Source organism: Nocardia sp. NPDC051321 (assembly GCF_044455225.1).
Taxonomy (GTDB): domain Bacteria; phylum Actinomycetota; class Actinomycetes; order Mycobacteriales; family Mycobacteriaceae; genus Nocardia.
Genome location: NZ_JBITEM010000011.1, coordinates 277,560 through 299,882, shown reverse-complemented (window position 1 = coordinate 299,882; position 22,323 = coordinate 277,560). Strand labels below are relative to the sequence as shown.

Below are 22,323 nucleotides of genomic sequence, written 5' to 3'. Positions count from 1 at the left end.
GAGTTCGGCGTCTGTTGGCAGACTGCCTACACTCGCCCAGACGTAGTTTCGTCGACCACGGGGCGACCAAAGATTTCACACAGGAGGCTCAGTGCCCAGCCACGCCAGCGCACGGATCACGAAGGTACTCGTAGCTAATCGAGGCGAGATCGCCGTGCGCGTGATTCGGGCCGCCAAAGACGCCGGCATCGGCAGCGTCGCGGTTTACGCCGAGCCGGATGCCGAAGCCCCGTTCGTGAAGCTCGCCGACGAGGCATTCGCACTCGGCGGCCAGACCTCGGCCGAGTCGTACCTCGTCTTCGACAAGATCCTCGATGCCGCGTCGCGCTCCGGTGCCGACGCCATCCACCCCGGCTACGGATTCCTTTCCGAGAACGCCGACTTCGCTCAGGCCGTCCTCGACGCCGGGCTGATCTGGATCGGCCCGTCGCCGCAGTCGATCCGCGACCTCGGCGACAAGGTCACCGCGCGGCACATCGCCGAGCGCGCCAAGGCGCCGATGGCCGCCGGTACCAAGGACCCGGTGAAGAACGCCGACGAGGTCGTCGCCTTCGCCAAGGAGTACGGCGTGCCGGTCGCGATCAAGGCCGCCTTCGGTGGCGGTGGCCGCGGCATGAAGGTCGCGCACACCATCGAGGAGATCCCCGAGCTGTTCGAGTCGGCCACCCGCGAGGCGGTCGCCGCGTTCGGTCGCGGCGAGTGCTTCGTCGAGCAGTACCTTGACAAGGCCCGCCACGTCGAGGCGCAGGTCATCGCCGACCAGCACGGCAACGTGGTGGTCGCGGGCACCCGCGACTGCTCGCTGCAGCGTCGCTTCCAGAAGCTCGTCGAGGAGGCGCCCGCGCCGTTCCTGTCCGACGACGTGCGCGCCAAGATCCACGCCTCGGCCAAGGCGATCTGCCGGGAAGCCGGCTACTACGGCGCGGGCACGGTCGAGTACCTGGTGCAGGGCGAGACGGTGTCGTTCCTCGAGGTGAACACCCGGCTGCAGGTCGAGCACCCGGTCACCGAGGAGACCGCGGGCATCGACCTGGTGCGCCAGCAGTTCCGCATCGCCAACGGCGAAGAGCTGACGATCAAGGAAGACCCGACGCCGCGCGGTCACTCGTTCGAATTCCGCATCAACGGTGAGGACGCCGGTCGCGGCTTCCTGCCCGCGCCGGGCCCGGTCTCGGTCTACAAAGAGCCGAGCGGCCCCGGTGTGCGAGTGGATTCCGGCGTGGTGGAAGGCAGCGTGATCGGCGGGCAGTTCGACTCGATGCTGGCCAAGCTGATCGTCACCGGCGAGAACCGCACCCAGGCGCTCGAGCGGGCCCGGCGCGCGCTGGCCGAGTACCAGGTCGACGGCCTTGCCACGGTCATCCCGTTCCATCGGGCCGTCATCGAGGATCCCGCGTTCATCGGTGACGGCACCACGTTCGACGTCTACACCAAGTGGATCGAAAACGAGTGGAACAACACCGTCGAGCCGTACACCGGCGCGGCCCAGGCCGACGAGGACGAGGACCTGCCCCGGCAGAAGGTGGTCGTCGAGGTCGGCGGCCGTCGCGTCGAGGTGTCGCTGCCCGGGCAGTTCAGCCTCGGTGGCGGTGGCCCCGTCGCCGCGGGCAATGGCGCCGGTGTGGTCCGCAAGAAGCCCAAGCCGCGCAAGCGTGGCGGCGCCGGTGCCGGTGCGGCCTCCGGTGACGCGGTCACCGCGCCCATGCAGGGCACCGTCGTCAAGGTGGCCGTGGAAGAGGGCCAGACCGTCGAGGCGGGCGACCTGATCGTGGTGCTCGAGGCCATGAAGATGGAGAACCCGGTCAACGCGCACAAGGCCGGTGTGGTTACCGGACTGTCCGTCGAGGCCGGTGCCGCGATCACCCAGGGCACGGTTCTCGCCGAGATCAAGTAACGCCTGATCGAACGACGCGCGGATCGGCTCACCGAGCTCGCGTCGGATTCGATGCGACCAAGTAGTGCAACTCGCGTAAACGCAGGGCGAACACCGCTTCGAGCGGGCGCGGGACAACAACGTCCGCGCCCGCTCTGTCGTATCGTGGTCCGGTGACCAGTACGCAGACCGTCTCCGTCGTCGCGGAGATGATCCGCGCCCGTCGTGCGGCGGGAAACCGCGCCGATGGGAAGCGGCTGGTGCTCGTCGTCGAGGGTGGCGGCAGTCGCGGCGTCTACTCCAGCGGCATGGTGTCGGCCATCGAGGAACTCGGCCTCGGCCAGGTCTTCGATGCCGTCTACGGCACCTCCGCAGGCGCGATCAACGGCGCCTGGCTGCTCGGTGGCCGCGCGCGCTCGGGCATGCGTTCCTGGACCGATCCGGAGATCATGCACCGCGCCATCGATCCGGCCAGGTTGTTACGCGGGCGGCCCGCCTTCGATCTGCGTTACCTGGTGCATCAGGTCTACGATGGCGCCGAGGGGATGAACTTCCCGGCGATCTTGGCCAACTCCACCACTTTTCACCCCATCGCCACCGACATCCGCACCGGCAACGCGGTCGACCTGCACCCCCACATCGTGGACAAACGCTCCCTCATGCGCGCGCTGCGGGCCTCCGCGGGCCTGCCCATCCTCGCGGGTCCACCGGTCGCCCTAGGCGGCGCGCACTACTTCGACGGCGGCCTCACCGAAACCGTCCCGGTGCGCACCGCTGTCCGTGACGGCGCCACGCACGCCCTCGTCCTGCGCACCCGCCGCATCGACGAACACCGTCCGCCCGCCTCGCTGCTGCACCGCGTCGTCGGCGGCGGCTACCTGCGCGCCACCGCCCCCGGCGCCTACCGCGCCTGGATTCAGCGCCCGCACCAGCAGGCCATCGAAGACCGCGCCCTCGCCGACCTCGGCGACGCCGTCCTGCAGATCCACCCGCCCCTCGGCTCCCCCGATATCGACAGCGCCGCCCGCGACACCACCCTGCTCGCCGCGGCACTGGAAATCGGCCGCCGCGCGGTGCACACGGTGCTCGCCGACACGGCTCGCGTCGCCTGACAGTTCCCCAGCACTCATGGCAACGCACCGTTGTCGATGCGTTTGTCCTGTCGCATGAGAGTTGCTCCGGTCTCGCCTGATCTGCTCCGATCCGGTTCGGACGAAGCACCTCGAACGAGAAGGGCTCGGGCAGAGTCGGTCTCATGCGAAGTGCTCAAATCAGCTCGTAGCACCTGCGCAGATCAGATAAGTCAGGACAGCCGCTGGAAAATCCGCACACCCGGCGCACCATGTGCAGAGCGGTTGATCGATGCCGACGCGACGGCCGGTCAGTCCAGCCGGACGGCGACGCCATTGGACAGGACGAAGTCGTGTAGCTCCAGGTGGGCCGGAGCCGCGGTGGGCGGCACGTCGAAAACCAGTTGGGTGGTTGCGGATTGGCCGGGGGATAGTTCGAACGAGTAGTTGTAGCCGTGCTGGGCGGACTGCCACATGGTCGCGGTGACATTGTGGTCGAACGGGGTGCCCTGCGCGTCGAACAGGCGCTGGCCGACCGGGAGGAACCACTTCGACTCGTCGGAGATGTTCTGGACGTCGAGGGTGACGATCACGAACGACCCTGTCGCCGACTGGAGGCCGACGCGGTGCACGCCGGTATCGACGTTGCGCACGACGAACTCGAACTTCCCGTCCCGCACCGGCGTACCCGCGGCCGGAAGTCCCGGCGACTCGGGCTGATCCGGCGGTGGCGCCGGATTCTCCTCGGCCATCGCCGTCGGCCGCGGCGCACCGGTCCCGCCCGAGTCACCGGTTCGACTGCCTGCCAACAGCGCGACGCACCCCGCCGCCAGCATGAACGGCGTCAGGAAGATGACAACCAGTGCGCCGATCACCTTGGACAGCACCCCGCCGCGCTTACGCCGCGGGCGGCGCACCGGAACGACCGGTCGGCGAGCATCCGAATACCGCTGATACTTGGGGCGTTTCGCCGGAGCAGGGAAGACACGGCGCCCGTAGCCGACCGGGTAGCGCTGCTGCGGAACCCCCGGACGGGACTGCACTTCCCGAGGACGCGACCCCGGACCCACCGTTCCCGGCTTCGATGGAGCCGAACGCGGCAGCACAAGCGCGCGTAGCCCGCGCGCGGCCGCCCCGACCTGCTGCGCGACCGAACTCGGCTGCGGTGCAACCGAACCCGGCCGTAGCGGATGATGGTCCGCCGGGTAGCCAGCCGGTACATCCCGCCGTGCCACTACGGGATATTCACGCGCGCCTTCTCGATACTGCGCTCCGGCCGGATATGACCGCGGCGGAAGATAACTCGCAGGCGACACCTCGAGCCGAGTCGCCACCCGAGTGGGCGTCGGCCCAGGTTCTGGCAAAACCTTCGTCGGCGCAAGCGGTTTCGCCGCACGAGGCGCGGCGACCGGCTGATCGCCCAGGATCGGCGTCGCGCCGGATCGCGGGACACCCCACGCAGACCCGACCGGCTGCGCAAAGCCCTCTCGACCGGCCGCTACGCGGGTGGCCGTTGGCCCCGATTGCGCCGAGCCCTGCCCGGCCCCGACCGGCTGCGCGGAACCCGTCCGGGCGGGGGCCTGCGGCACGCCCCACATAGGCCCTGGCCGCACGGGTTCCGCCCGACGGGTCTCGACGCGAGTGGGCGTGGGACCGGATTGCGGCAAAACCTTGGTAGACGCAGGCGATTTCGGCGGACGTACCAGCGAATCGGGCGGGCGGGTGCCGATCGCAGCGTGCGCGGCAGCGGCGAATTCGCCTGCGGTGGGATAGCGCTCGTCGGGCTTCTTCGCCATGCCGCGGGTGATGACGGCGTCCAACGCGGCAGGAACGGCGGCGTTGCGGGATGCGGCGCGCGGCGGATCGGTCATCAGGTGCGCGTGCATCTGCTGAGCAGGGTCGGTATCGCCGTAAGGCCTTGCGGCGGTAAGGCATTCGTAGAGGACACAGGCAAGCGAGTACACATCGGAGCGGGCATCGGCCGTACCGGTGAACCGTTCCGGCGCCATGTACGCCAACGTGCCGATCGCCAATCCGGTTGTGGTTACCGCAGTTTGGCCGATGCCGTGCGCGATGCCGAAGTCGATCAGATAGGCGAAGCCGCCGGAATGCACAACGATGTTGGACGGCTTGACATCTCGATGCACCAGCCCGGCCCGATGCGCCACATCCAGCGCAAGCGCCACCTGCCCGACGATCCCGACGGCTGTGGCAGGCGCCAACTTTCCGGCGGCGACCTTGCTCGCCAGATCCTGCCCCTCGACGAATTCCATGTCGATGAACAGCCGGCCGTCGATCTCGCCGAACCGATGGATCCGCGGAATGTGCGGATCGCACAGCCTGGCCACCACCTCGGCCTCGCGCTCGAATCGCTTGCGATACCCCGCATCCGCCGCGAGCTCGGTCGGTAGCAGCTTCAACGCCACCCAGCGCGCGCCCGCGTCGTCATACGCCAGCCAGACCTGCCCCATCCCACCCCGGCCGAGCAACCGCTCCAGCCGGTAACCCCCGAATCGCACCTCCCCCATCGCGAACCTCCAGTCACCGTCGACTTGTCCAGGCCCGGCCCGCCGGTCTCCGATCGACCACGGCGCCGCTGAAAAACACCAGCTCACGCCGCGAACACCAAAGAACCCAACCTCCTTCGGAGCCTAACCCCGCCCCGCCCGACCGGCCAGTGTGTCGTCAACAACACCCGCCCGCGCCGTGCGTGGCACCGCCGCTACTTGTCGTTGCCGTGCTTGCCGTGCCCATTGCCATTGCCGTTGTTTTCGCCGCCCGGCTTGTCGCGACCTGGCTTCGGAGTGTTCGCGGGCGGCTCGGCACCGGGCGCCGCGGGCATCCAGCTCGCGAGCCGACCGCCAAGGCCAACGCACTGCAGTGGGGTGCCGTCCCCGGCGAGGCCGCGCCCGTCGACGGCCGGATCGCACGGCTGCCATAGGACCGGATCAGTGGCGACCGGCAGGGTTTCCGGGACCGGAAGCGTCGCCGCGGAAACCGGAGCCTGCGCCGTCGGGATGGGCGCGGACGTCACCGAGGGCGGTGCCAGCCGAGGCTCGAAGGGGCCGGCGTGCGTGGTCGGCGGCCCGAATATCGAGTCAGCCGAGTCCTTCCCATGATCTCCGGGACGACCGAGCCACACCGCCATCCCTACCGCAACGAGCAGCGCGACCAGAGCCGCGACCGCGACTCGCGGTCTCGTCACCTGCCGCGAGCCACCACCGAACGAGTTCGGACGCGTCAGTTGTTGCGAAACCGCGCTGCCGACACCCGGCGGCGTGCTGCCGGTGCCACCGTGACCTGGGCCACCCGCCAGCGTCGAAGACGATCGAAACGGTTGGGGCAGCACGGCCGTCGTCGGCAATACCGCGGCGGCGGTCTCGACCGTAGGCACGTCGAGGCCGGTGATCGCGGCATAGGCGGCCGACGCGAATTCGCCCGCGCTGGCGCAGCGCTGCTCCGGAGCCTTGGCCATCCCGCGGGCGATGACGGCATCCAGCGCGGCGGGCACCGCGGGGTTGACGTACGCGGCGAGCGGCGGCTCGGTCATCAGGTGCGCGACCATCGACTGCGCCGCATCGGCATTACCGAAAGGCCTTCGCGCGGTAAGGCATTCATACAGCACACAGGCCAGCGAGTACTGGTCGGAGCGGGCGTCGCCCGAACTGGCGAAGCGTTCCGGCGCCATATACGCCAGGGTGCCGACCACATTGCTGCTCGTCGTGATCGCGGGCTGATCGACCCGATACGCGGTACCGAAGTCGATCAGCTGCACGTGTCCGCCCGGATCGACCATGATGTTGGCCGGCTTGACGTCGCGATGCACCAGGCCCGCCCGGTGCGCGGCGTCGAGCGCCGTCGCGACCTGCACCACCACCCGCACCGCCCGTGCCGGCGACATCGGGCCCTCCAGCCGGAGCACGGTGGCCAGATCGGTCCCCTCGATGTACTCCATCGCGAGGTAGAGCATGTCATCGAATTCGCCGAACGCGTGGATCGCCGCGAGGTGTGGCCCGCGCACCTGGGCCGCGAGCCGCGCCTCCCTGGTGAACCGCTGACGGTACTTCGGGTCGGCCGCCACCGTGGCGGACAACACCTTCAACGCGACGACACGATCGGCGATGCTGTCGTGCGCGAGCCACACCTGTCCGGTGCCACCGCTGCCGAGCAATCGATCGAGGCGATAGTGGCCGAACCACGTCTCACCCATGGTGTTGCACCTCCCGCTAGCCTTTTCCTCATGGAGGATCTACCCGATATCCGTATCGGCACCGCGGAGCGTGAAGCGGCGATGCAACGACTGTCCGATCATTTCGCAGCCGGGCGGCTCAGCGTCGCGGAATTCGACGAGCGCAGCGCGGTGATCGCGGCCGCCGTCACGCGCGGCGACATTACGCCGGTGTTCGCCGATCTGCCGGACCCGCTGGTCAAGGCCGCGGCGGTGCCCGCGAAGCCGGAGTCCGGTTTCCTCTCGGAGTGGCCGGAGCGGGTGATGGCGGTGATCCCGATCATCGCGGTCATCCTGTTCTTCACCACCGGCAGCTGGCTGTGGTTCCTGGCCATCCCGTTGATGGGCGCCCTGCTGTTCGGCAGCAGGCACAACCATGACGATCGCGGTCGCGATCTCCTCGGGGGCCGCGGCCGCGATCGCCGCCGGGACCGCAGGGACCGCGGCCGGGACGCCATCGACTGATCGGGAACAGCGCGCGGACCATCGACATCATCGCCGAGCCGCTCGTCGTCACCCGCGAGCGGCTCACCGATAGCACCACGCCGCGCGGTGTCGGCGCGGTACTTGCGGGACGGTCGCATCGGGTTCGGCGACAGCCGCTAGCCTCGGGGCATGCAGCAACAGACGTCGGCGCCGCGGCGGCAGCATCGCGCCGAGTGCGGCCACTGATGGAACCGATCGAGATCAACGCGGGGACTTGGTATCTGCGCGCACTCCGCGCCGATGACCGCATCGATGACCGCCCCGCGCTGGCCGAGGGCGGCATCACCGACCCCGGCTACGTCGCGTTACGCACCGCCGGATGGGCGGAGGAATCCCACTTCTCCTGGGCGGTATGCGAACCGACAACGGCCGAGCTGGTCGCCGAAGTAGGCGCGCGCCCCACCGGCGACGGCGCGGCCGAACTCACCGGCTGGGCCCGCGGCGGTTATGAACCTGCCCTCGAAGCAGGCCTGATCACCGTCCGGCGATTCGTCGAAGGCGCCCTGGGCCTGCGCGTGTAATTGCCTGCAATTCCGTCGGCAGCACGACAAAACACATGCGGCAGAACGCAGCCGAGCAGCTGATCAGTGGCACTAACGCGCGGTCTGCCGGACGACGTTCCGTCCGGCAGACCGCGCGAAGCTAACCACCCAAGCGGCCGCGGCCTTGCCTACTCGAAGCCTGCGAGCACCCGATCCAGCGCGTCGACCGCGGCATCCAGCTCGGCGGCGGACACGGTCAGCGGCGGCCGGAAGCGGATGCTCCGCTCGCCGGTGCCGAGGATCAGCACGTGCTCACGCTCGCGCAGCGCGGTAAGCACCTCGTCGCGCAGCTGTGCCGACGCCACGGTGACCGCGCACATCAGTCCGCGTCCGCGCGGTTCGGTGATGCTCGGATGCTGCGCCGCCAGCGTTTCCAGCCGATCGAGCAGGTGCGCGCCGAGTGCCCGGGACCGTTCGATCAGCGAATCCTGTTCCAGCACCTCGAGAATGCGCCGCACGCGCACCATGTCGGTGAGGTTGCCGCCCCAGGTCGAGTTGATCCGGGAGTTGACCACGAACACATTGTCGGGCACCTCGTCGACGCGCCCGCCGGCCATCACGCCGCACACCTGGGTCTTCTTGCCGAACGCGATGATGTCCGGCTGCACGCCGAGCTGCTGGTAGGCCCAGGTGGTTCCGGTCATGCCGACACCGGTTTGCACCTCGTCGAGTACGAACAGCGCGTCGTTCTCGTGGCACAGCCGCTGCATCGCCTGCAGGAATTCCGGCCGCAGATGCCGGTCGCCGCCCTCGCCCTGGATCGGCTCGGCGATGAAACACGCGATGTCGTGCGGGTTTTCGGCGAACGCGCGCCGCGCCTGGTCCAGCGCGCGGGCTTCGGCCGCATCGATGTCGTGGTCGTCGGTCAGGAACGGCGCGTCGATGCGCGGCCAGTCGAACTTGGGGAACCGGGCGGTCTTCACCGGGTCGGTGTTGGTCAGCGACATCGTGTAACCGGTGCGGCCGTGGAAGGCGCCGGTCAGATGCAGCACCTTGGTGCCGAGTTCCGGTGCGCGGCCGCGGCTCTCGTTGTGCCTGCTCTTCCAGTCGAACGCGATCTTCAGCGCGTTTTCCACGGCGAGCCCGCCGCCGTCGATGAAGAACAGGTGCGGCAGCTTGGGATCGCCAAGTACCCGCACGAACGTCTCGACGAAGCGCGCCATTTCTACGGTGTAGATATCGGAGTTGCTCGGCTTGTTCAATGCGGCGGTCACCAGCTCCTCGCGGAACTCGGCGTCGTCGGCCAGCGCGGGGTGGTTCATCCCCAGCGCGTTGGACGCGAAGAAGCCGAACATGTCCAGATAGGAGCTACCGTCGCGTTCGTCTACGAGCTTGCAGCCGCGGGACTGTTGTAAGTCCAGCACTAAATCGAAGCCATCAGCGAGGATGCTGGCCGACAGAATCTCGTGCACCCGGGCGGCGGGGGTGACCGCCGGGCGGGTGCGTTCCAGTTCGATGGTCACGCCATCGAGGATACGAAAATTTACGGTTTCTGTACAGGAAAGCGGATTAATTACACGTAACGGCTACCTGTCATAGAATGTCTGCAAGATGATGGTGCTTCGGGTCCTGACGTTGGCGGTCGCTCTGATCTCCTGCAGCAGCTGCTCGAGGTGCCGTGGCGAGGCCACCCGGACCAGCAGCATGTAGCTCTCGTCACCTGCTACCGAGTGGCACGCCTCGATCCCGGGGATGTGCTGCAACACCGCCGGGGCGTCATCGGGCTGCGAAGGGTCGAGAGGAGTGATCGCGACGAATGCCGACAACAGCTGGCCGAGTGCCTCCGGGTCGACGTGCGCCGTGTAGCCGCGGATCACCCCGCGCGCTTCCAGCCTGCGCACCCGCGATTGCACGGCGGACACCGACAGGCTCGCCTTCTCGGCCAGGTTCGACAACGTGGCGCGCCCATCGGCCATCAGTTCCCGGATCAGCAGGCGATCGATATCGTCGAGTGCAGGTCGTGCAGGTGTATCCGCCATCAGCGGAGACTAACCCAGGCAGCCCTCCTCGTGGCAGAAACATCACCCCGATCCTCCCAAGACATGGGACAGAGATGCCGCAATGCGGCCGAAAGGTACGGCGGAGCAACAGATGACGGATGTACTCGGCGACCAGACCACCCGGGAACTGGCAGACCGCGCGGCGGCGGTGCTGCGCGGACTCGGCGTTGAACCCCCCGAATCGGGCGATCTGCCCGCTCGCAGCCCAATCACCGGCACCCAGTTGATGACCCTGCGATCCAGCACAACGGCCGAGGTCGATGCCGCAATCGACCGCGCGGCCACCGCATTCGGCGCCTGGCGCACGGTGCCCGCGCCGATCCGCGCCGCGATGGTGCGCAGGCTGGCCGAGCTGCTCACCACGCACAAGAGTGAACTCGCCGAGCTGGTGACGCTCGAGGCGGGCAAGATCGGCGCCGAGGCCGCGGGCGAGGTGCAGGAGATGATCGACGTCTGCGAGTTCGCGATCGGCCTGTCGCGGCAGCTGTACGGGCAGACGATGCCGTCGGAGCGGCCGGGGCACCGGCTGATGGAGACCTGGCATCCGCTCGGTGTCGTCGGGGTCATCTCCGCGTTCAACTTCCCGGTGGCGGTGTGGGCGTGGAACACCGCGATCGCGCTCGTCTGTGGCGACACGGTGGTGTGGAAGCCGTCGGAGACCACGCCGCTGACCGCACTGGCCTGCCACACCCTGCTGCGCCGCGCGGCGACCGACGTCGGCGCGGATCCCGAAGTGCACCAACTGATTCAGGGCGCGGCCGAGGTCGGTGCGCGGCTGGTCGACGACGAGCGGGTCGCGCTGGTCAGCGCGACGGGTTCGGTACGGATGGGCCGGATCGTGGCACCTCGGGTTGCCGAAAGGTTCGGGCGCTGCCTGCTGGAGCTGGGCGGCAACAATGGCGCGATCGTCACGCCCTCAGCCGATCTGGAGCTCGCGGCGCGCGGCATCGTGTTCGCGGCGGCGGGCACGGCCGGGCAGCGGTGTACCACGCTGCGGCGGTTGATCGTGCACGCCGACGTGGTCGGCCCGCTCATCGAGCGGATCGAGAGCGCGTATCAGCAACTGCGCGTTGGCAATCCGCTGGAAGACGGGGTGCTGGTCGGTCCGCTGATCGACGGCAGGGCCTACGCGGGCATGCGCGCCGCGCTGGACAAGGCGCTCGCCGACGGCGGCGAATTGATTTGCGGCGGTGAACGAGTCGACGGTTTCGGCGACGACGCGTACTACGTGCGGCCCGCGATCGTGCGGATGCCCGCGCAGACCGCGGTGGTGCGCGAGGAGACCTTCGCACCGATCCTGTACGTGCTGACCTATCACGACTTCGACAGCGCGATCGCCATGCACAACGAAGTGCCGCAGGGCCTTTCGTCGGCGGTCTTCACCTCCGACCAGCGCGAGGCCGAACGCTTCCTGGCCGCCGACGGCTCCGACTGCGGCATCGCCAACGTCAACATCGGCACCTCCGGCGCCGAGATCGGCGGCGCGTTCGGCGGCGAGAAGCAGACCGGCGGCGGCCGCGAATCCGGTTCGGACTCGTGGAAGGCGTACATGCGCCGGGCCACCAACACCATCAACTACTCCGCCGAACTGCCATTGGCACAGGGCATCAAGTTCGGCTGAGCCGACACGATCCGGGCCCAGGTCACTCTCGACCTGGGCCCGGCTCGTTCAGTCGAGCACGGTCGGCAGCGTCTGCAGACCGCGCAGGAAGGTGCTCGGCCGCCACTGCACCTCGTCGGCCATCTTCATGTTCGGATAGCGGGCCAGGATCTTCTCGAACGCCACCTTCGCCTCCAACCGGGCCAGCGGCGCGCCGACGCAGTAGTGGATGCCGTGCCCGAAGGCCAGGTGCCCGCCCTTGCTCTTGCCGGTCTTGCCGATCTGGATGCCGTGCGGATTCTCGAACTGACCGGGGTCGTGATCGGCCGCGGCCAGCGACACCGATACCAACTCCTCGGCCGGAATGTCGATGCCCGCCAACGTCACCGGCTCGGCGGTGTATCGCAGGGTGGCCAGATGCACCGGACCCTCGTGCCGGAGGAACTCCTCGATGGCCGCCGGAATCTGCTCCGACGACCGGATGAGCTCCTCGTACAGCACCCGATCGCGCAACATCGCGTAGAGACCGTTGCCGATCAGGTTCACCGTCGTCTCGTGCCCGGCCACCAGGATCAGGAACAGCATCGCGATGAGCTCCCTGTCGCTGAGCTTGTCGCCCTCGTGGTTCGCCATGATCAGCTGGGACAGCAGATCCTCGCCGAGGTCCTTCGATCGCTCGGCGACCAGCCCGATCAGATAGGTGGCCAGCTCGATGCTGGCCGCACCACGCTCGGCAGCGGTGGCGTAGAACGGCGAATCCGCCGCCACCTGATCTTCGGCGTTCTCCGCGGACGCCGCCGTCATCGTGGTCGACAGCTCACGGAAGCGCGCCCGATCGGCCTCCGGCACCCCGAACAGTTCGCAGATCACCGTCATCGGAATCGGCAACGCGTAGTCGGCGATCAAGTCCACCTCGGTCTTGCCCGCCATCTCGTCGAGCAGCTCGTCGGCGAGCGCGTCGATCCGCGAATGCAACTGCTCCACCGTGCGCGCGGTGAACGCCTTGGTCACCAGCCTGCGCAGGCGGGTGTGGTCCGGCGGATCGGAACTGAGCATGTGCTCCCACAGGTCCGTGCTCACCGTCGTATACGAATCGCCCGGCCGCAGCCTGGTCGTGATCGGCGCCAGCGCGGCCGCGCCCTTCTTGATCCGGCCGTCCGCGAGCACCTCGCGCGCGAGCTGATAGTCGACCACCAGCCAGGAGGTGAGCCCGTTGGGCAGCAGCACGTGATGGATCGGGCCTTGCTTGCGCAGTTCGTCGTATACCGGATGCGGGTTGTAGACGAAGTCGGTGCCTAGTTTGATCAGTGGCTTGGTCATGAGAACTCCCTGGCTGTCTTGCTGTTACTGCCGCCGCCGCAGCTGACTTGGAGCGGCTTCAATCCCCAGGCCTCGGCGACGAGTCGCGCAAGGAAGCCCAGTTCTTCATCGGTGTGCGCCATTTCGGGCTTGATGCTCTCCAGGACCCACTGGACCTTCCCGTCGAACTCCGACAACCAGGTCGCCAGCGCGATCGGCTGCCGATCGGCCTGCTCGGTGTCGATGCCCTGGAACACCCCGCGCATCACGAACATGGTCGGCTGCGCGCCGTTGCGCATCACGGTCGGCACGAAGGGGTCGAGTACGCCCATGTTGGAGCACATGCCGACGGTGATCGGCGGGATGTCGGCGAGCCGTTCCACCATCGCTTCCGGGAGCACGTCGATCAGCTCGGGCGGCATGTTCCGCGGGCGCGAGATCCCGCCCGAGCCGACCCCGTGCACGGCGCCGAACCCGGCCTTGCTCGCCGCGCGCAGCGGCGCGAGATCGAACCGATCCAGCCACTCCCGCTGCACCACGATCGGTACGCGGGCAAAGGAATTCGAGTCGATCTGGTCCTGTTTCCGCAGGATCCGCACGGCGGTCATCAGCACCAACGGAGCAGTCTCGCCGACCGACCCGCAGTGCCGCAGGAGGTCGGCGACCAGCGCCAGATACAGCGTGTTGGTGGAACCGCCGCGCTGTGCCGCCAGCTCCTTCCATTGCGCCGCGTCGAAGGTGGCGATGATCGAACCTTCGCGCCAGCCGAGCGGCGCGGGCTCGTGCGCCGTGTCGTTGCGGCCCATCGCCTGACGAATCGCCTTGCGGTGCACTGGATCCCGATAGGCGCGACGCGCTTCCGAAACCACCTCGCGCGCCACGGCGATACCACGGCTCGCGCCGTCCTTCAGATCGTCGCGAAGGCGGCCGACGTCGTCGAGGCCCTCCGTTTTCGCCAGTTCCGGCTGGACCAGTCCGATGGCGGCCATCAGTCCCGCGTGGCCGTCCGCGATGGCGTGCGACGCTACGCAGGAGCAGACCATGCCGCCGGATCGGGTCGGCACCGCCGAGAGCCGCCATCCGCGCCCCTGTTCGGGATCGAGCGGGTACTGCGCTTGGTCGTTCGCCCAGGCCAGCGCGTCGGCGTCGTCGATCGCGGCGTGCTCCATGGTCAACGGCAATGCGGTGTCCGCGAGCACCCAGCGCCACCGGGCAAAGGGCACCCGAGGTCGCCGCACCCGCCGCATGAACGGGCCGGAGCGCAGCTGGGCGTACATCTCCCGCAGCTCATCCTCGGTCAGCGCGTTCGCCAGCACCGTCACCGTCTGGCTGATGACCGGTGCGCCGTGGCCGTGATGCAGCCGCAGGAACGCCTTGTCGGTGAGACCGACATACACCGGGGCCATCAGGAAGCCTCCCGATCCATCAGCTCCGGGGCGTCCGACAGGAAGGCGGGCTCGGCCAACCGCAGCATCCGCTCCTGCGCGACCATCGCCACCAAATCGCCGCTACGACTGAATATCCGGCCCTGGGTAAACGCCCGGCCGCCCGCCGCGGACGGCGATATCTCGTCGTAGAGCAGCCAATCGTCCACCCGGAACGGCCGCATGAACCAGATCGAATAGTCCAGCGCGGCAGTCTGGATGGCGATACCCGGGTGCGCCGCGACGGCGGCGCCCAGCAGCGTCATGTCGCTGGCGTAGGTGAGCGCACAGCTGTGGGTGACCGCGCAGTCCGGCAGCTCGCCGGTGTAGCGGAGCCAAACCTGTTGGCGCGCCGCGCAAATCGCGCCGTCCGGGACCCGGCGGATATCCCAGCCGTCCCATTCGTTGCCCGCGTCGCCCATCCCGATGGGTGCCAGCGCCTCGGGTTCGGGAGCTTCCGGACACGGATCGGCATGCCGCACGCCGTGCCCGCCGACATGGAACGACGCGACCATCAGGAAGGTCTCTCGACCGTGCTGCAAGGCCCGTATCCGGCGAACGCCGAACGAGCGGCCGAGCTTGACGGTGTCGACCAGGTAGTCGATCGGAATCTCCGGCGACGTCGGCCGGACGAAATACCCGTGTATCGAATGAACGGAGAACCCGGCGTGCATCCCCGCCGAGCCCGCCGCCAGCGCCCGCGCCGCCACTTCACCACCGAATGTCCGAACCAGCGCGGTGCGGTGCTGGAGCTTGCCACGAAAGAAATTCGTGTCGATTTGCTCCACCGCCATTGCGTCGAGTAGTTCCACCATGGGTCAACCTTCTTTGCGGTGTCTGATATCGGCGACGACGCTGTCGCGGCTACCTATCCCAGCGCCAGCACGGATTCATCCGCTTCCACTGACCCGTTGATAGGTTTTGAGACGCAACTCGATGACGTTTCGATCTCATCGCGATACACGTCGTATCAGATACAGTGAACCTCTAGCTAATAGAGTTCAAGGAGCTGTACTTCAGATCACACCGCCCCTACGGAATCTTTACACGAGCGGTTCTAAGACAATTCACCACATTCCGCCCATGTACTGCGATTCACGTCGCAAATCGGCGCAGAACCCACTCTCATCAGCAAATATGAGAGGAGCCAGATTTTTCCAAATTGCCCGATTCGACCCGCTTTTAAGGTTTGCGGTCGGCCACGGATACGGACATGCCCCATCCCCGGAAGCGTTCGGAACCTTGGCGCCCGACCTGCGGGCATAGTCTTCTACAAATATTTCTGAGCGAATAATTAGCTACAACGTAACGTGGCGCTAATATTCGGTTCCGCCTCCACGCAAATTGTCCGAATTACCCGCCAATCCGGACTACTCCGCGCAGTTTCTCAGACAGCCCCGCCCGCGCCGACATCGGAATCCTCGACCCCGCCGGATTCCCGCAACGGGATCTCCTTCCAGAACAACACCATGACCAATGCGACCACCGCGAGCACGGACGCGGCCACATACACCGTCGACATGGATTCCGCGAAGCCCGTCTGCAACGGCCCAGCGAGAGTCGGGTTCAACTGCTGAATCACCGAGCTGTCGTCGAGCACCTTCTGCACCGCGGCTTGGTCATGATGCACCAGCCCCTGCGCGAAGGCCACGTCGGCTGGATTGCCGCTGTGCAAACCCGCCACCACCGCCTGCTGATACGCCGGGCGGGTCGAGGCCGCCTCGATCGCGGCGGTCACCTTGGTCGGCAGCAGGCCGAACAGCGTCGATAGCATCGCCGCCACACCGAGCGTGCCGCCGACCTGGCGGAAGAAGGTCGCGGCCGCGCTCGATACGCCCATGTCCGCGGGCGCGGCGGCGTTCTGGATGGCCAAGGTGATGGGTTGCAACAGATTTCCCAGCCCGAATCCGGTGATCGCCATGAAGATCATGGTTCGCCACAGCGGCGTATCCGGCGTCAGATAGTGGAACAGAAACAAGCCGACGGCGACCGTGGCGGTGCCGATAATCGGGAAGGCTCGGTAGCGACCGGTCCGCGAGATGAGCCGGTTCGACACGATCGAACCCACCATCAGCCCACCGACCATCGGCAACAGCTGCAGACCCGCGGCTATCGGACTGGCACCCCGGACGACCTGCAGATACTGCGGAACCAGAATGATGCCGCCGAACAGCGCCGCACCGACGACCATCGCGATCGCGACGCCGAGCGCGAAGGTCCGATTCCGGAACAGCCGCAACGGAATCAGCGCCGCGTCGCCCATTTTCGCTTCGATACCGACGAACGCGACCAGCCCGACCACGCCGATCGAGTAACAGGCCAACGCGCCAACGCTGGTCCATCCCCAGCTACGCCCCTGCTCCGCCACAATCAGCAACGGCGCGATGCCTGCGGCGAAGGCCACGGTGCCGAGCCAGTCGACCGGGACCCGAGCCGAATTACTCCTCGGCATCCGCACCACGCGATACACCACGACCAGCGCGACCAGGCCGATCGGCACATTGATCAAGAACACCCAGCGCCAACCGGTGATCCCCAGAATGGCGTGCTGACTGGCGAAAAGCCCACCGAGCACCGGGCCGATCACGCTGGCCGTCGCCCAGGTGGCCAGGAAATGCCCCTGATACTTCGCCCGCTCGCGCGGACTCACGATGTCGCCGAGCACGGCCGACGCGAGCGACATCAGCCCGCCCGCCCCCACGCCCTGAATGGCACGGAACGCCGCGAGCTGATACATCGACTGCGCCACCGTGCACAGCAGCGATCCGCCGACGAATATCGCGATCGCGGCGAGCAGAAATGGCCTGCGGCCGTACATATCCGACAATTTGCCGTACAACGGCGTTGTCAATGTCGCGGTGATCAAATATGCCGTGGTGACCCACGCCTGTAAGGAGTAGCCGGACAGGTCATCGGCGATGGTTCGGACGGCGGTCGCAGTGATCGTCTGATCCAGCGCCGCCATGAACATGCCAAGGACCAGGCCACTCAGAATGATCAGCACCTGCCGATGCGTGAAACCGGCCGGACCCGCCTGCACCACGGGCACAGCCGCCCGCTCGGTCCGATGTCCGCGATGAGTCAGCGCCATCAGCAACTCCTGAAATCAGAATCAAGCATCAGTTGTCGAACTGCGGCCATTCCCATCCCCGGACCGCGGCGACCTCGCGCCCACAAGCTAAGCAGCAACCATAAACCTCGGTCACGATTCGGGAAACGAGGAGTGATGCCTATCTCGATCGCCCCATACAGTGATCCAGACCACACTCGCTGGTAGCTCATCGATGCCGGGTCTCCGAGTCGTCCAACCTCGCTTCGACACGCCCTACCAGGCGTTTTCGCATCTAGGCAGTCAGTGTGTAGGGTTGGGGAACACCCGACGCGGGGTGGAGCAGCTCGGTAGCTCGCTGGGCTCATAACCCAGAGGTCGCAGGTTCAAATCCTGTCCCCGCTACAGCAGGCCCAGGTCAGAGAGATTTTCAATCTCCCTGACCTGGGCCATTTTTCGGCCTTCTCGACCCTTACTCGACCTTTCGAACGGGATAGACCGCGTTCTGGATCGCAGCGGCCATCGCACCGTTGGGCCGGCGCCGCCTCGAGGCGTAGGTGTTGAGGGTCTGGGTCGGGTTGACGTGGCCCACCAGATCAGCGACGAGCGCCGCCGACAGCTGTGCATCGAGACCGACGTCGACGACGAACTTGCGGAAGGAATGCCCGCTCATACGGTCCGGTAGACCGAGCGCGGCGCGGACCCTGCGCATCTGGTCATTGAAGTTCGTCGGGTCACGCAGCGTCCCCGCTGCCGACTGAAACAGCGGTGTCGTCCCGTCCTTCATCGGCCGAAGTGTCGGAATGCGCAGATCCAGCATCGCCATCCCGTACGGCGCCAGCTGGATGGAGCGACGCAGGTTCTTGGGGTTGTCGGGATCGTCCTCGTTGGAGACCCGGATCAGCCCGACGCCTCGGACCCTGACCACGTGCCCGGTCACGTCGATGATGCCGGTCTCGGGGTCGTAGTCCTCGAGCAGGAACGCCAGCAGTTCCGAGATCCGCCCACCTGTAGTGGAGAACATGGTGAACGGGTCTGCGAGATCGCCTCGTTTGCAGAACGCGGCCACGGTCGGCACCCGGTACTTCGGATCCGGCGGGACAAGGACGCCGTTCTTCATCTTCGGCAGCGGCGGGCACAGCACTTCGCTGGTTCGCAGGTCCAGGAGCAATTGCCGAACCTGTTCGGGCTCAAGGGCTATCGCGCCCTTGCCCTTCTTGTTCTTGATCGGCTCGGTCTCGCGCATCGGATTGTGGGTCCATACGTCGTACCGTGTCGCCAGCCCGCACATTCCGGTGAGAACGATGCGCACGCCTTTCGCGTCGGTTCCCCCGCGCTGTTTGTATTCGGTGATGAAGCGCTCGAACCGTTGGGTGCTGCATTCGCGGAGCCGAACCCTGCGCAGCGCGTTGAGGATTGCGACGGAGACACGATCGTATCGGGCCAAGGTGTTGTCAGCGCGCTTCTTGACCTCGACCAGATATTTCCGATACACGTTCCACAGGGCTTCGATGGTCGTCTCGCCGTTGATTTCGTCGCTGCCGGAGTGGGTGCGGTCTCGAAGATGTTCGAGCAGACGGCGTTCGGCGACTGCTCCGGTGCGGTCCGCTGTTCCTTCCGGTGTCCAGCGGTAGGCGCGGCGGGTTACTCCGTCGTGGTCACGGACCTTGCAGTATGCGTACCAGTAATTGGGTTTGATCTGTTTGCGTGTGATCTTGCCCCAGGTGCCGATGGGTAGCGGTGGCCTCGCCATCAGCGCACCCCAACGATCGAGGCATGCGGATATTCCATTGTTACTCCCGTATGTGCAGTGCCCGGTGCTAGCCGGTGTTGAACACTTCAATTCTACGGGGGCAGAACGGATTTACGTATCGACGCTCAGCGGGAGTGCCGAATTCGGTTCGGCGGCTGTTATTTCGACGCTTCCAATGACGAAACGACGACGCCGGTTGTCTGAATCTTCAACGGGGGACGGGGATGTCGATTGTTGGCGGCCAGGGCGCGGATGAGATCGGAGACGAGTTTGCGTTGGTCGCGGTCCAGGATCGCGGCCTCCGGCGGCGGGAGGTAGGGCTCGTCGATTTCCAGCGCGATGCCGGACCAGTGCGCTACGTCGCGGGTGTCGAGCTTGAGCGCACCGGCGATGGCGCGGACGGTCTCCAACGATGCCGGATGCTCGGGGTTGTCGATAAGGCGAGTGACGGTCGTCGCGTGCACGCCCGCTTCATCAGCAAGCTGGTTGCGGGTCTTGATGCCGACCGCAGTCATCGCGGAGGCCCACGGTTCGGGAATCGGGCGAGTTCGTGCCATGTCCACAAGGGTAAGGCAATGTCCACACCAGTCGTATATATGGTAGCGAATTCCTCGGATATATGCAGACGTAGTGTGGCCTGTAGAACCTCTAGCAGCGGCGACTGTCTATACCGTAGTGAAGGCCAGTAGACATCAATACCTTCTGTTGTTAGTGTCTGTAGCAGGGGGAGGCAGGGCAGAGGGAGGGAGCTTGATGGTGAAGGGCGCGACGCTGAGGACCCCGACGACGTTGCGGGATGCGATGGCAGACCAGGGCTTGACGGTGCGCCAGCTGGCCTCACGAGCGGGCTGCGGCAAGAGCATCATCGGGCTGCTGCGTTCGGGAGCCCGACACTCTTGCAGCCCGGAGTTGGCAGCGAAAATCGCTGCGGCACTGGATATCCCGATCCAGAAGCTGTTCCCCGACGAGACGGACGGAGGTACGGACTGAGCGAAGGCTCAACAGAATCTACGGGAGAAGAAATAGTTGACCCGGCGGGCTAGCACTCCGCCGGGTCGGCGCACATCTACGGGAGTAGTTATGCGAGTTCAGTTTAACCCGTCAGCCACGAAGTCGGCAGACGGGCACACCATGTTTCCGCTGACCGGGCGGTCATGATGGCGATCGAGTTCAAGCCCGCGGTGCGGCGCAAGACCCCGGCGCGGCTGGCGTTGGCCGGCCCGTCTGGTGCGGGCAAGACCTACACCGCGCTGGCGATGGCCTGGGAATGGGCGCAGCGGGAGAAGTCGGTGATCGGGATGGTCGACACCGAGCACGGCCGCGCCAGCCTGTATCAGGGACTCAACGGCTGGCAGTGGGAAACCATCGAGCCGGACAAGTTCTCACCGCTGGGGTTGGTCGAGATACTCGGTGCTGCTGCCGGGCGCGGGTTCAACCCGTTCATCCTCGATTCGTGGTCGCACTACTGGTTCGGCCCTGACGGGATGCTCGAACAGGTCGATCGCCGCAAATCAGGGTCCAACAGCTTCTCGGGCTGGAAGGAAGTGACCCCTGACGAACGCAAGATGATCGAAGCGATGCTCACCTATCCAGGGCATCTGATCGTGACGCTGCGAACCAAGACCGAGTACCTCGTGGAGGAGGACAGCAAAAGGGGCGCGGTACCTCGCAAGGTCGGTACCAAACCGGTGCAGCGTGACGGGCTGGAATACGAGTTCGACATCGTCGGTGATCTGGATCTGCGCAACAACCTGCACATCTCCAAGACCCGGCTGCCGTTCCTGGCCAACCAGGTCATCCCCCAACCCGGCGCCGAACTCGCGACCCAGATCGCCGATTGGCTCGACGCCGGTCATGCCGTGCCGACGGTTTCGGAGTTCCGGCAGCGGATTCTCGATGTCGAGCAGATGACGCAGTTGCGGGAGATCTACCTCGAGATCGAGTCCTATCGGATGCTCGGCGCGCCCACCGTCGACCACGAGGGCACCCCCACCACGCTGCGAGAGCTGATCGTGGCCATCAAAGCGGCCATGGAGGCCGTCGAGCAGAAGCAGGCCGCACAACGCGCGGCGGCGGCCGAAGGCGGCAACGACTACACCGAGGGAAGGGGGTGAAACAGATGGCAACACCGAAATGTGAGGAACCGGCCTGCACACACGGGCTGATCGAGATCGCCGAGATCGCCGAACGGCTCCGCGTCACCGAGCAGCTGGTGCGGCAGTGGCGCGCCCAGACGAAACCGCACCTGCTGGCGGACAAAGGGTTTCGGCTCAACGGTGATTCCGGACCGCTACGCTGGTTCGATTGCGACTACTGGGCCTACTTGTCCGGGCTGGCCGAACCGAGGTCGGCGTGAGCGGCCGCGGGCGTCCTTCGCTCGACAGGGTGAAGATGTCGAAGGAGGACGCCCAGCGGATCTTCGTCACCGAGTACCGGTTCCTGCGTGAGGCGAACATGACCCACGAGGCGATAGCGCAGCGCCTCGGCCTGACCGTGGCCACGCTGCGTACTCGCATCTTGCGGTACGACTGCCTGGTCTTGTCCAAGGCCGAGCAGCGGATCGCCGATCGGCTCGATGAGTTCATCACTGCTGGTGAGTCGTTCACCCTCGAACAGCTTCACACCCTCGATGGCGGAATCGCGTTGATGCTGGTGCAAATGGCGCTCAAACGCGGCCGCATCCGCTCCTCGCAATCACGTGCACAGCGGCCCCGGCGCACGCCGGTCTACACCCCTGTCGGTGCCGAGTCGTGAGGGCCGCTGATCCGTTCGGTGACGACCAGGACTGGGCGGTCATCGACGAAATCATCGACCAGGACGGCTATCTCAGCCGCGTGCTGTGGCAGTGCCGCTACATCGTGGAAAGCGGCAGCGGAAGCGCGCAGGTCACCGAGCGCCGCTGGGATGACGGCCAACACGAGTCCCGTGAGGTCGAGCCACTGAACTGAACTCACGCACCCCTTCGTGCCCGTGGCACGCCGACCGGCTCCACGTCACAC

The 22,323-nt window shown here is 66.6% G+C and carries 20 protein-coding genes and 1 tRNA gene; 11 read left to right on the top strand and 10 right to left on the bottom strand.

Annotated features, from left to right (window positions below; genetic code table 11):
* Positions 1-91 precede the first annotated feature (91 nt).
* Together ACIA8C_RS27260 and ACIA8C_RS27255 are read left to right on the top strand one after the other, a co-directional pair.
* Complete coding sequence (locus ACIA8C_RS27260) at positions 92-1,894, top strand: acetyl/propionyl/methylcrotonyl-CoA carboxylase subunit alpha (protein WP_397139445.1); 1,803 nt, start codon at positions 92-94, stop codon at positions 1,892-1,894.
* A 152-nt stretch (positions 1,895-2,046) separates the two neighbouring features.
* The gene (locus ACIA8C_RS27255; RefSeq protein WP_397139443.1) at positions 2,047-2,985 is read left to right on the top strand and encodes a patatin family protein; all 939 of its coding nucleotides are present in this window, start codon (positions 2,047-2,049) and stop codon (positions 2,983-2,985) included.
* A 269-nt stretch (positions 2,986-3,254) separates the two neighbouring features.
* Here ACIA8C_RS27255 and ACIA8C_RS27250 read toward each other — a convergent pair whose 3' ends face one another.
* Together ACIA8C_RS27250 and ACIA8C_RS27245 are read right to left on the bottom strand one after the other, a co-directional pair.
* Complete coding sequence (locus ACIA8C_RS27250) at positions 3,255-5,471, bottom strand: protein kinase (protein WP_397139441.1); 2,217 nt, start codon at positions 5,469-5,471, stop codon at positions 3,255-3,257.
* A 194-nt stretch (positions 5,472-5,665) separates the two neighbouring features.
* Entirely contained in the window at positions 5,666-7,153 is a 1,488-nt protein-coding gene (locus ACIA8C_RS27245) for a serine/threonine-protein kinase (RefSeq protein ID WP_397139439.1), read from the bottom strand.
* Between the two features lie 30 nt (positions 7,154-7,183).
* On the opposite strand from ACIA8C_RS27245, the gene ACIA8C_RS27240 reads away from it, so the two are divergent.
* Together ACIA8C_RS27240 and ACIA8C_RS27235 are read left to right on the top strand one after the other, a co-directional pair.
* On the top strand, positions 7,184-7,636 hold the full coding sequence (locus ACIA8C_RS27240) for a DUF1707 domain-containing protein (RefSeq protein ID WP_397139437.1): 453 nt from the start codon (positions 7,184-7,186) through the stop codon (positions 7,634-7,636).
* 206 nt (positions 7,637-7,842) lie between these two features.
* On the top strand, positions 7,843-8,178 hold the full coding sequence (locus ACIA8C_RS27235) for a hypothetical protein (RefSeq protein WP_397139632.1): 336 nt from the start codon (positions 7,843-7,845) through the stop codon (positions 8,176-8,178).
* A gap of 149 nt (positions 8,179-8,327) precedes the next feature.
* Here ACIA8C_RS27235 and lat read toward each other — a convergent pair whose 3' ends face one another.
* Entirely contained in the window at positions 8,328-9,662 is a 1,335-nt protein-coding gene (gene lat, locus ACIA8C_RS27230) for an L-lysine 6-transaminase (protein ID WP_397139435.1), read from the bottom strand.
* A 63-nt stretch (positions 9,663-9,725) separates the two neighbouring features.
* On the bottom strand, positions 9,726-10,178 hold the full coding sequence (locus tag ACIA8C_RS27225) for an Lrp/AsnC family transcriptional regulator (RefSeq protein WP_150404358.1): 453 nt from the start codon (positions 10,176-10,178) through the stop codon (positions 9,726-9,728).
* A 112-nt stretch (positions 10,179-10,290) separates the two neighbouring features.
* On the opposite strand from ACIA8C_RS27225, the gene ACIA8C_RS27220 reads away from it, so the two are divergent.
* The gene (locus ACIA8C_RS27220) at positions 10,291-11,820 is read left to right on the top strand and encodes an aldehyde dehydrogenase family protein (protein WP_397139433.1); all 1,530 of its coding nucleotides are present in this window, start codon (positions 10,291-10,293) and stop codon (positions 11,818-11,820) included.
* Positions 11,821-11,868: 48 nt separating this feature from the next.
* On the opposite strand, the gene ACIA8C_RS27215 is transcribed toward ACIA8C_RS27220, so the two are convergent.
* The 4 genes from ACIA8C_RS27215 to ACIA8C_RS27200 all read right to left on the bottom strand — a co-directional run bounded on the left by ACIA8C_RS27215 (position 11,869) and on the right by ACIA8C_RS27200 (position 17,613).
* Entirely contained in the window at positions 11,869-13,119 is a 1,251-nt protein-coding gene (locus tag ACIA8C_RS27215; RefSeq protein ID WP_397139431.1) for a cytochrome P450, read from the bottom strand.
* Positions 13,116-14,504, bottom strand: a complete 1,389-nt coding sequence (locus tag ACIA8C_RS27210; protein ID WP_397139429.1) for a hypothetical protein — start codon at positions 14,502-14,504, stop codon at positions 13,116-13,118. The genes ACIA8C_RS27215 and ACIA8C_RS27210 overlap by 4 nt, the downstream gene beginning before the upstream one ends.
* Positions 14,504-15,337 carry an acyl-CoA thioesterase gene (locus ACIA8C_RS27205; RefSeq protein ID WP_397139427.1) on the bottom strand — a complete coding sequence of 278 codons (834 nt, stop codon included), beginning with the start codon at positions 15,335-15,337 and terminating at the stop codon, positions 14,504-14,506. The genes ACIA8C_RS27210 and ACIA8C_RS27205 overlap by 1 nt, the downstream gene beginning before the upstream one ends.
* 572 nt (positions 15,338-15,909) lie before the next feature.
* Positions 15,910-17,613 carry an MDR family MFS transporter gene (locus ACIA8C_RS27200; protein ID WP_397139425.1) on the bottom strand — a complete coding sequence of 568 codons (1,704 nt, stop codon included), beginning with the start codon at positions 17,611-17,613 and terminating at the stop codon, positions 15,910-15,912.
* Between the two features lie 289 nt (positions 17,614-17,902).
* Here ACIA8C_RS27200 and ACIA8C_RS27195 point away from each other — a divergent pair.
* Positions 17,903-17,976 (top strand) — tRNA-Met (locus ACIA8C_RS27195).
* Positions 17,977-18,043: 67 nt separating this feature from the next.
* Here the strand turns inward: ACIA8C_RS27195 and xerC are convergent.
* Both xerC and ACIA8C_RS27185 read right to left on the bottom strand, forming a co-directional pair.
* Positions 18,044-19,324 carry a tyrosine recombinase XerC gene (gene xerC, locus ACIA8C_RS27190; protein WP_397139423.1) on the bottom strand — a complete coding sequence of 427 codons (1,281 nt, stop codon included), beginning with the start codon at positions 19,322-19,324 and terminating at the stop codon, positions 18,044-18,046.
* A 158-nt stretch (positions 19,325-19,482) separates the two neighbouring features.
* Positions 19,483-19,881: a helix-turn-helix domain-containing protein gene (locus ACIA8C_RS27185; protein WP_397139422.1), complete on the bottom strand. Its 399-nt coding sequence runs from the start codon at positions 19,879-19,881 to the stop codon at positions 19,483-19,485.
* 196 nt (positions 19,882-20,077) lie between these two features.
* Between ACIA8C_RS27185 and ACIA8C_RS27180 the strand changes: the two genes are divergently transcribed.
* The 5 genes from ACIA8C_RS27180 (at position 20,078) to ACIA8C_RS27160 (ending at position 22,272) form a co-directional block, all read left to right on the top strand.
* The gene (locus ACIA8C_RS27180; protein ID WP_397139420.1) at positions 20,078-20,314 is read left to right on the top strand and encodes a helix-turn-helix transcriptional regulator; all 237 of its coding nucleotides are present in this window, start codon (positions 20,078-20,080) and stop codon (positions 20,312-20,314) included.
* Positions 20,315-20,478: 164 nt separating this feature from the next.
* On the top strand, positions 20,479-21,438 hold the full coding sequence (locus ACIA8C_RS27175) for an AAA family ATPase (protein WP_397139418.1): 960 nt from the start codon (positions 20,479-20,481) through the stop codon (positions 21,436-21,438).
* Positions 21,439-21,443: 5 nt separating this feature from the next.
* Positions 21,444-21,680, top strand: a complete 237-nt coding sequence (locus tag ACIA8C_RS27170; RefSeq protein ID WP_397139416.1) for a hypothetical protein — start codon at positions 21,444-21,446, stop codon at positions 21,678-21,680.
* 29 nt (positions 21,681-21,709) lie between these two features.
* Entirely contained in the window at positions 21,710-22,078 is a 369-nt protein-coding gene (locus ACIA8C_RS27165; RefSeq protein WP_397139414.1) for a hypothetical protein, read from the top strand.
* Positions 22,075-22,272: a hypothetical protein gene (locus ACIA8C_RS27160; RefSeq protein WP_397139412.1), complete on the top strand. Its 198-nt coding sequence runs from the start codon at positions 22,075-22,077 to the stop codon at positions 22,270-22,272. Before ACIA8C_RS27165 ends, ACIA8C_RS27160 begins: the two co-directional genes overlap by 4 nt.
* Positions 22,273-22,323 lie beyond the last annotated feature (51 nt).

Coding starts and splice junctions, on each gene's coding strand:
- ACIA8C_RS27250 (WP_397139441.1), bottom strand. CDS start 5,471: ATGGGGGAGGTGCGATTCGGGGGTTACCGGCTGGAGCGGTTGCTCGGC.
- ACIA8C_RS27245 (WP_397139439.1), bottom strand. CDS start 7,153: ATGGGTGAGACGTGGTTCGGCCACTATCGCCTCGATCGATTGCTCGGC.
- ACIA8C_RS27240 (WP_397139437.1), top strand. CDS start 7,184: ATGGAGGATCTACCCGATATCCGTATCGGCACCGCGGAGCGTGAAGCG.
- ACIA8C_RS27235 (WP_397139632.1), top strand. CDS start 7,843: ATGGAACCGATCGAGATCAACGCGGGGACTTGGTATCTGCGCGCACTC.
- ACIA8C_RS27225 (WP_150404358.1), bottom strand. CDS start 10,178: ATGGCGGATACACCTGCACGACCTGCACTCGACGATATCGATCGCCTG.
- ACIA8C_RS27220 (WP_397139433.1), top strand. CDS start 10,291: ATGACGGATGTACTCGGCGACCAGACCACCCGGGAACTGGCAGACCGC.
- ACIA8C_RS27215 (WP_397139431.1), bottom strand. CDS start 13,119: ATGACCAAGCCACTGATCAAACTAGGCACCGACTTCGTCTACAACCCG.
- ACIA8C_RS27210 (WP_397139429.1), bottom strand. CDS start 14,504: ATGGCCCCGGTGTATGTCGGTCTCACCGACAAGGCGTTCCTGCGGCTG.
- ACIA8C_RS27205 (WP_397139427.1), bottom strand. CDS start 15,337: ATGGTGGAACTACTCGACGCAATGGCGGTGGAGCAAATCGACACGAAT.
- ACIA8C_RS27200 (WP_397139425.1), bottom strand. CDS start 17,613: ATGGCGCTGACTCATCGCGGACATCGGACCGAGCGGGCGGCTGTGCCC.
- xerC (WP_397139423.1), bottom strand. CDS start 19,324: ATGGCGAGGCCACCGCTACCCATCGGCACCTGGGGCAAGATCACACGC.
- ACIA8C_RS27185 (WP_397139422.1), bottom strand. CDS start 19,881: ATGGCACGAACTCGCCCGATTCCCGAACCGTGGGCCTCCGCGATGACT.
- ACIA8C_RS27180 (WP_397139420.1), top strand. CDS start 20,078: ATGGTGAAGGGCGCGACGCTGAGGACCCCGACGACGTTGCGGGATGCG.
- ACIA8C_RS27175 (WP_397139418.1), top strand. CDS start 20,479: ATGATGGCGATCGAGTTCAAGCCCGCGGTGCGGCGCAAGACCCCGGCG.
- ACIA8C_RS27170 (WP_397139416.1), top strand. CDS start 21,444: ATGGCAACACCGAAATGTGAGGAACCGGCCTGCACACACGGGCTGATC.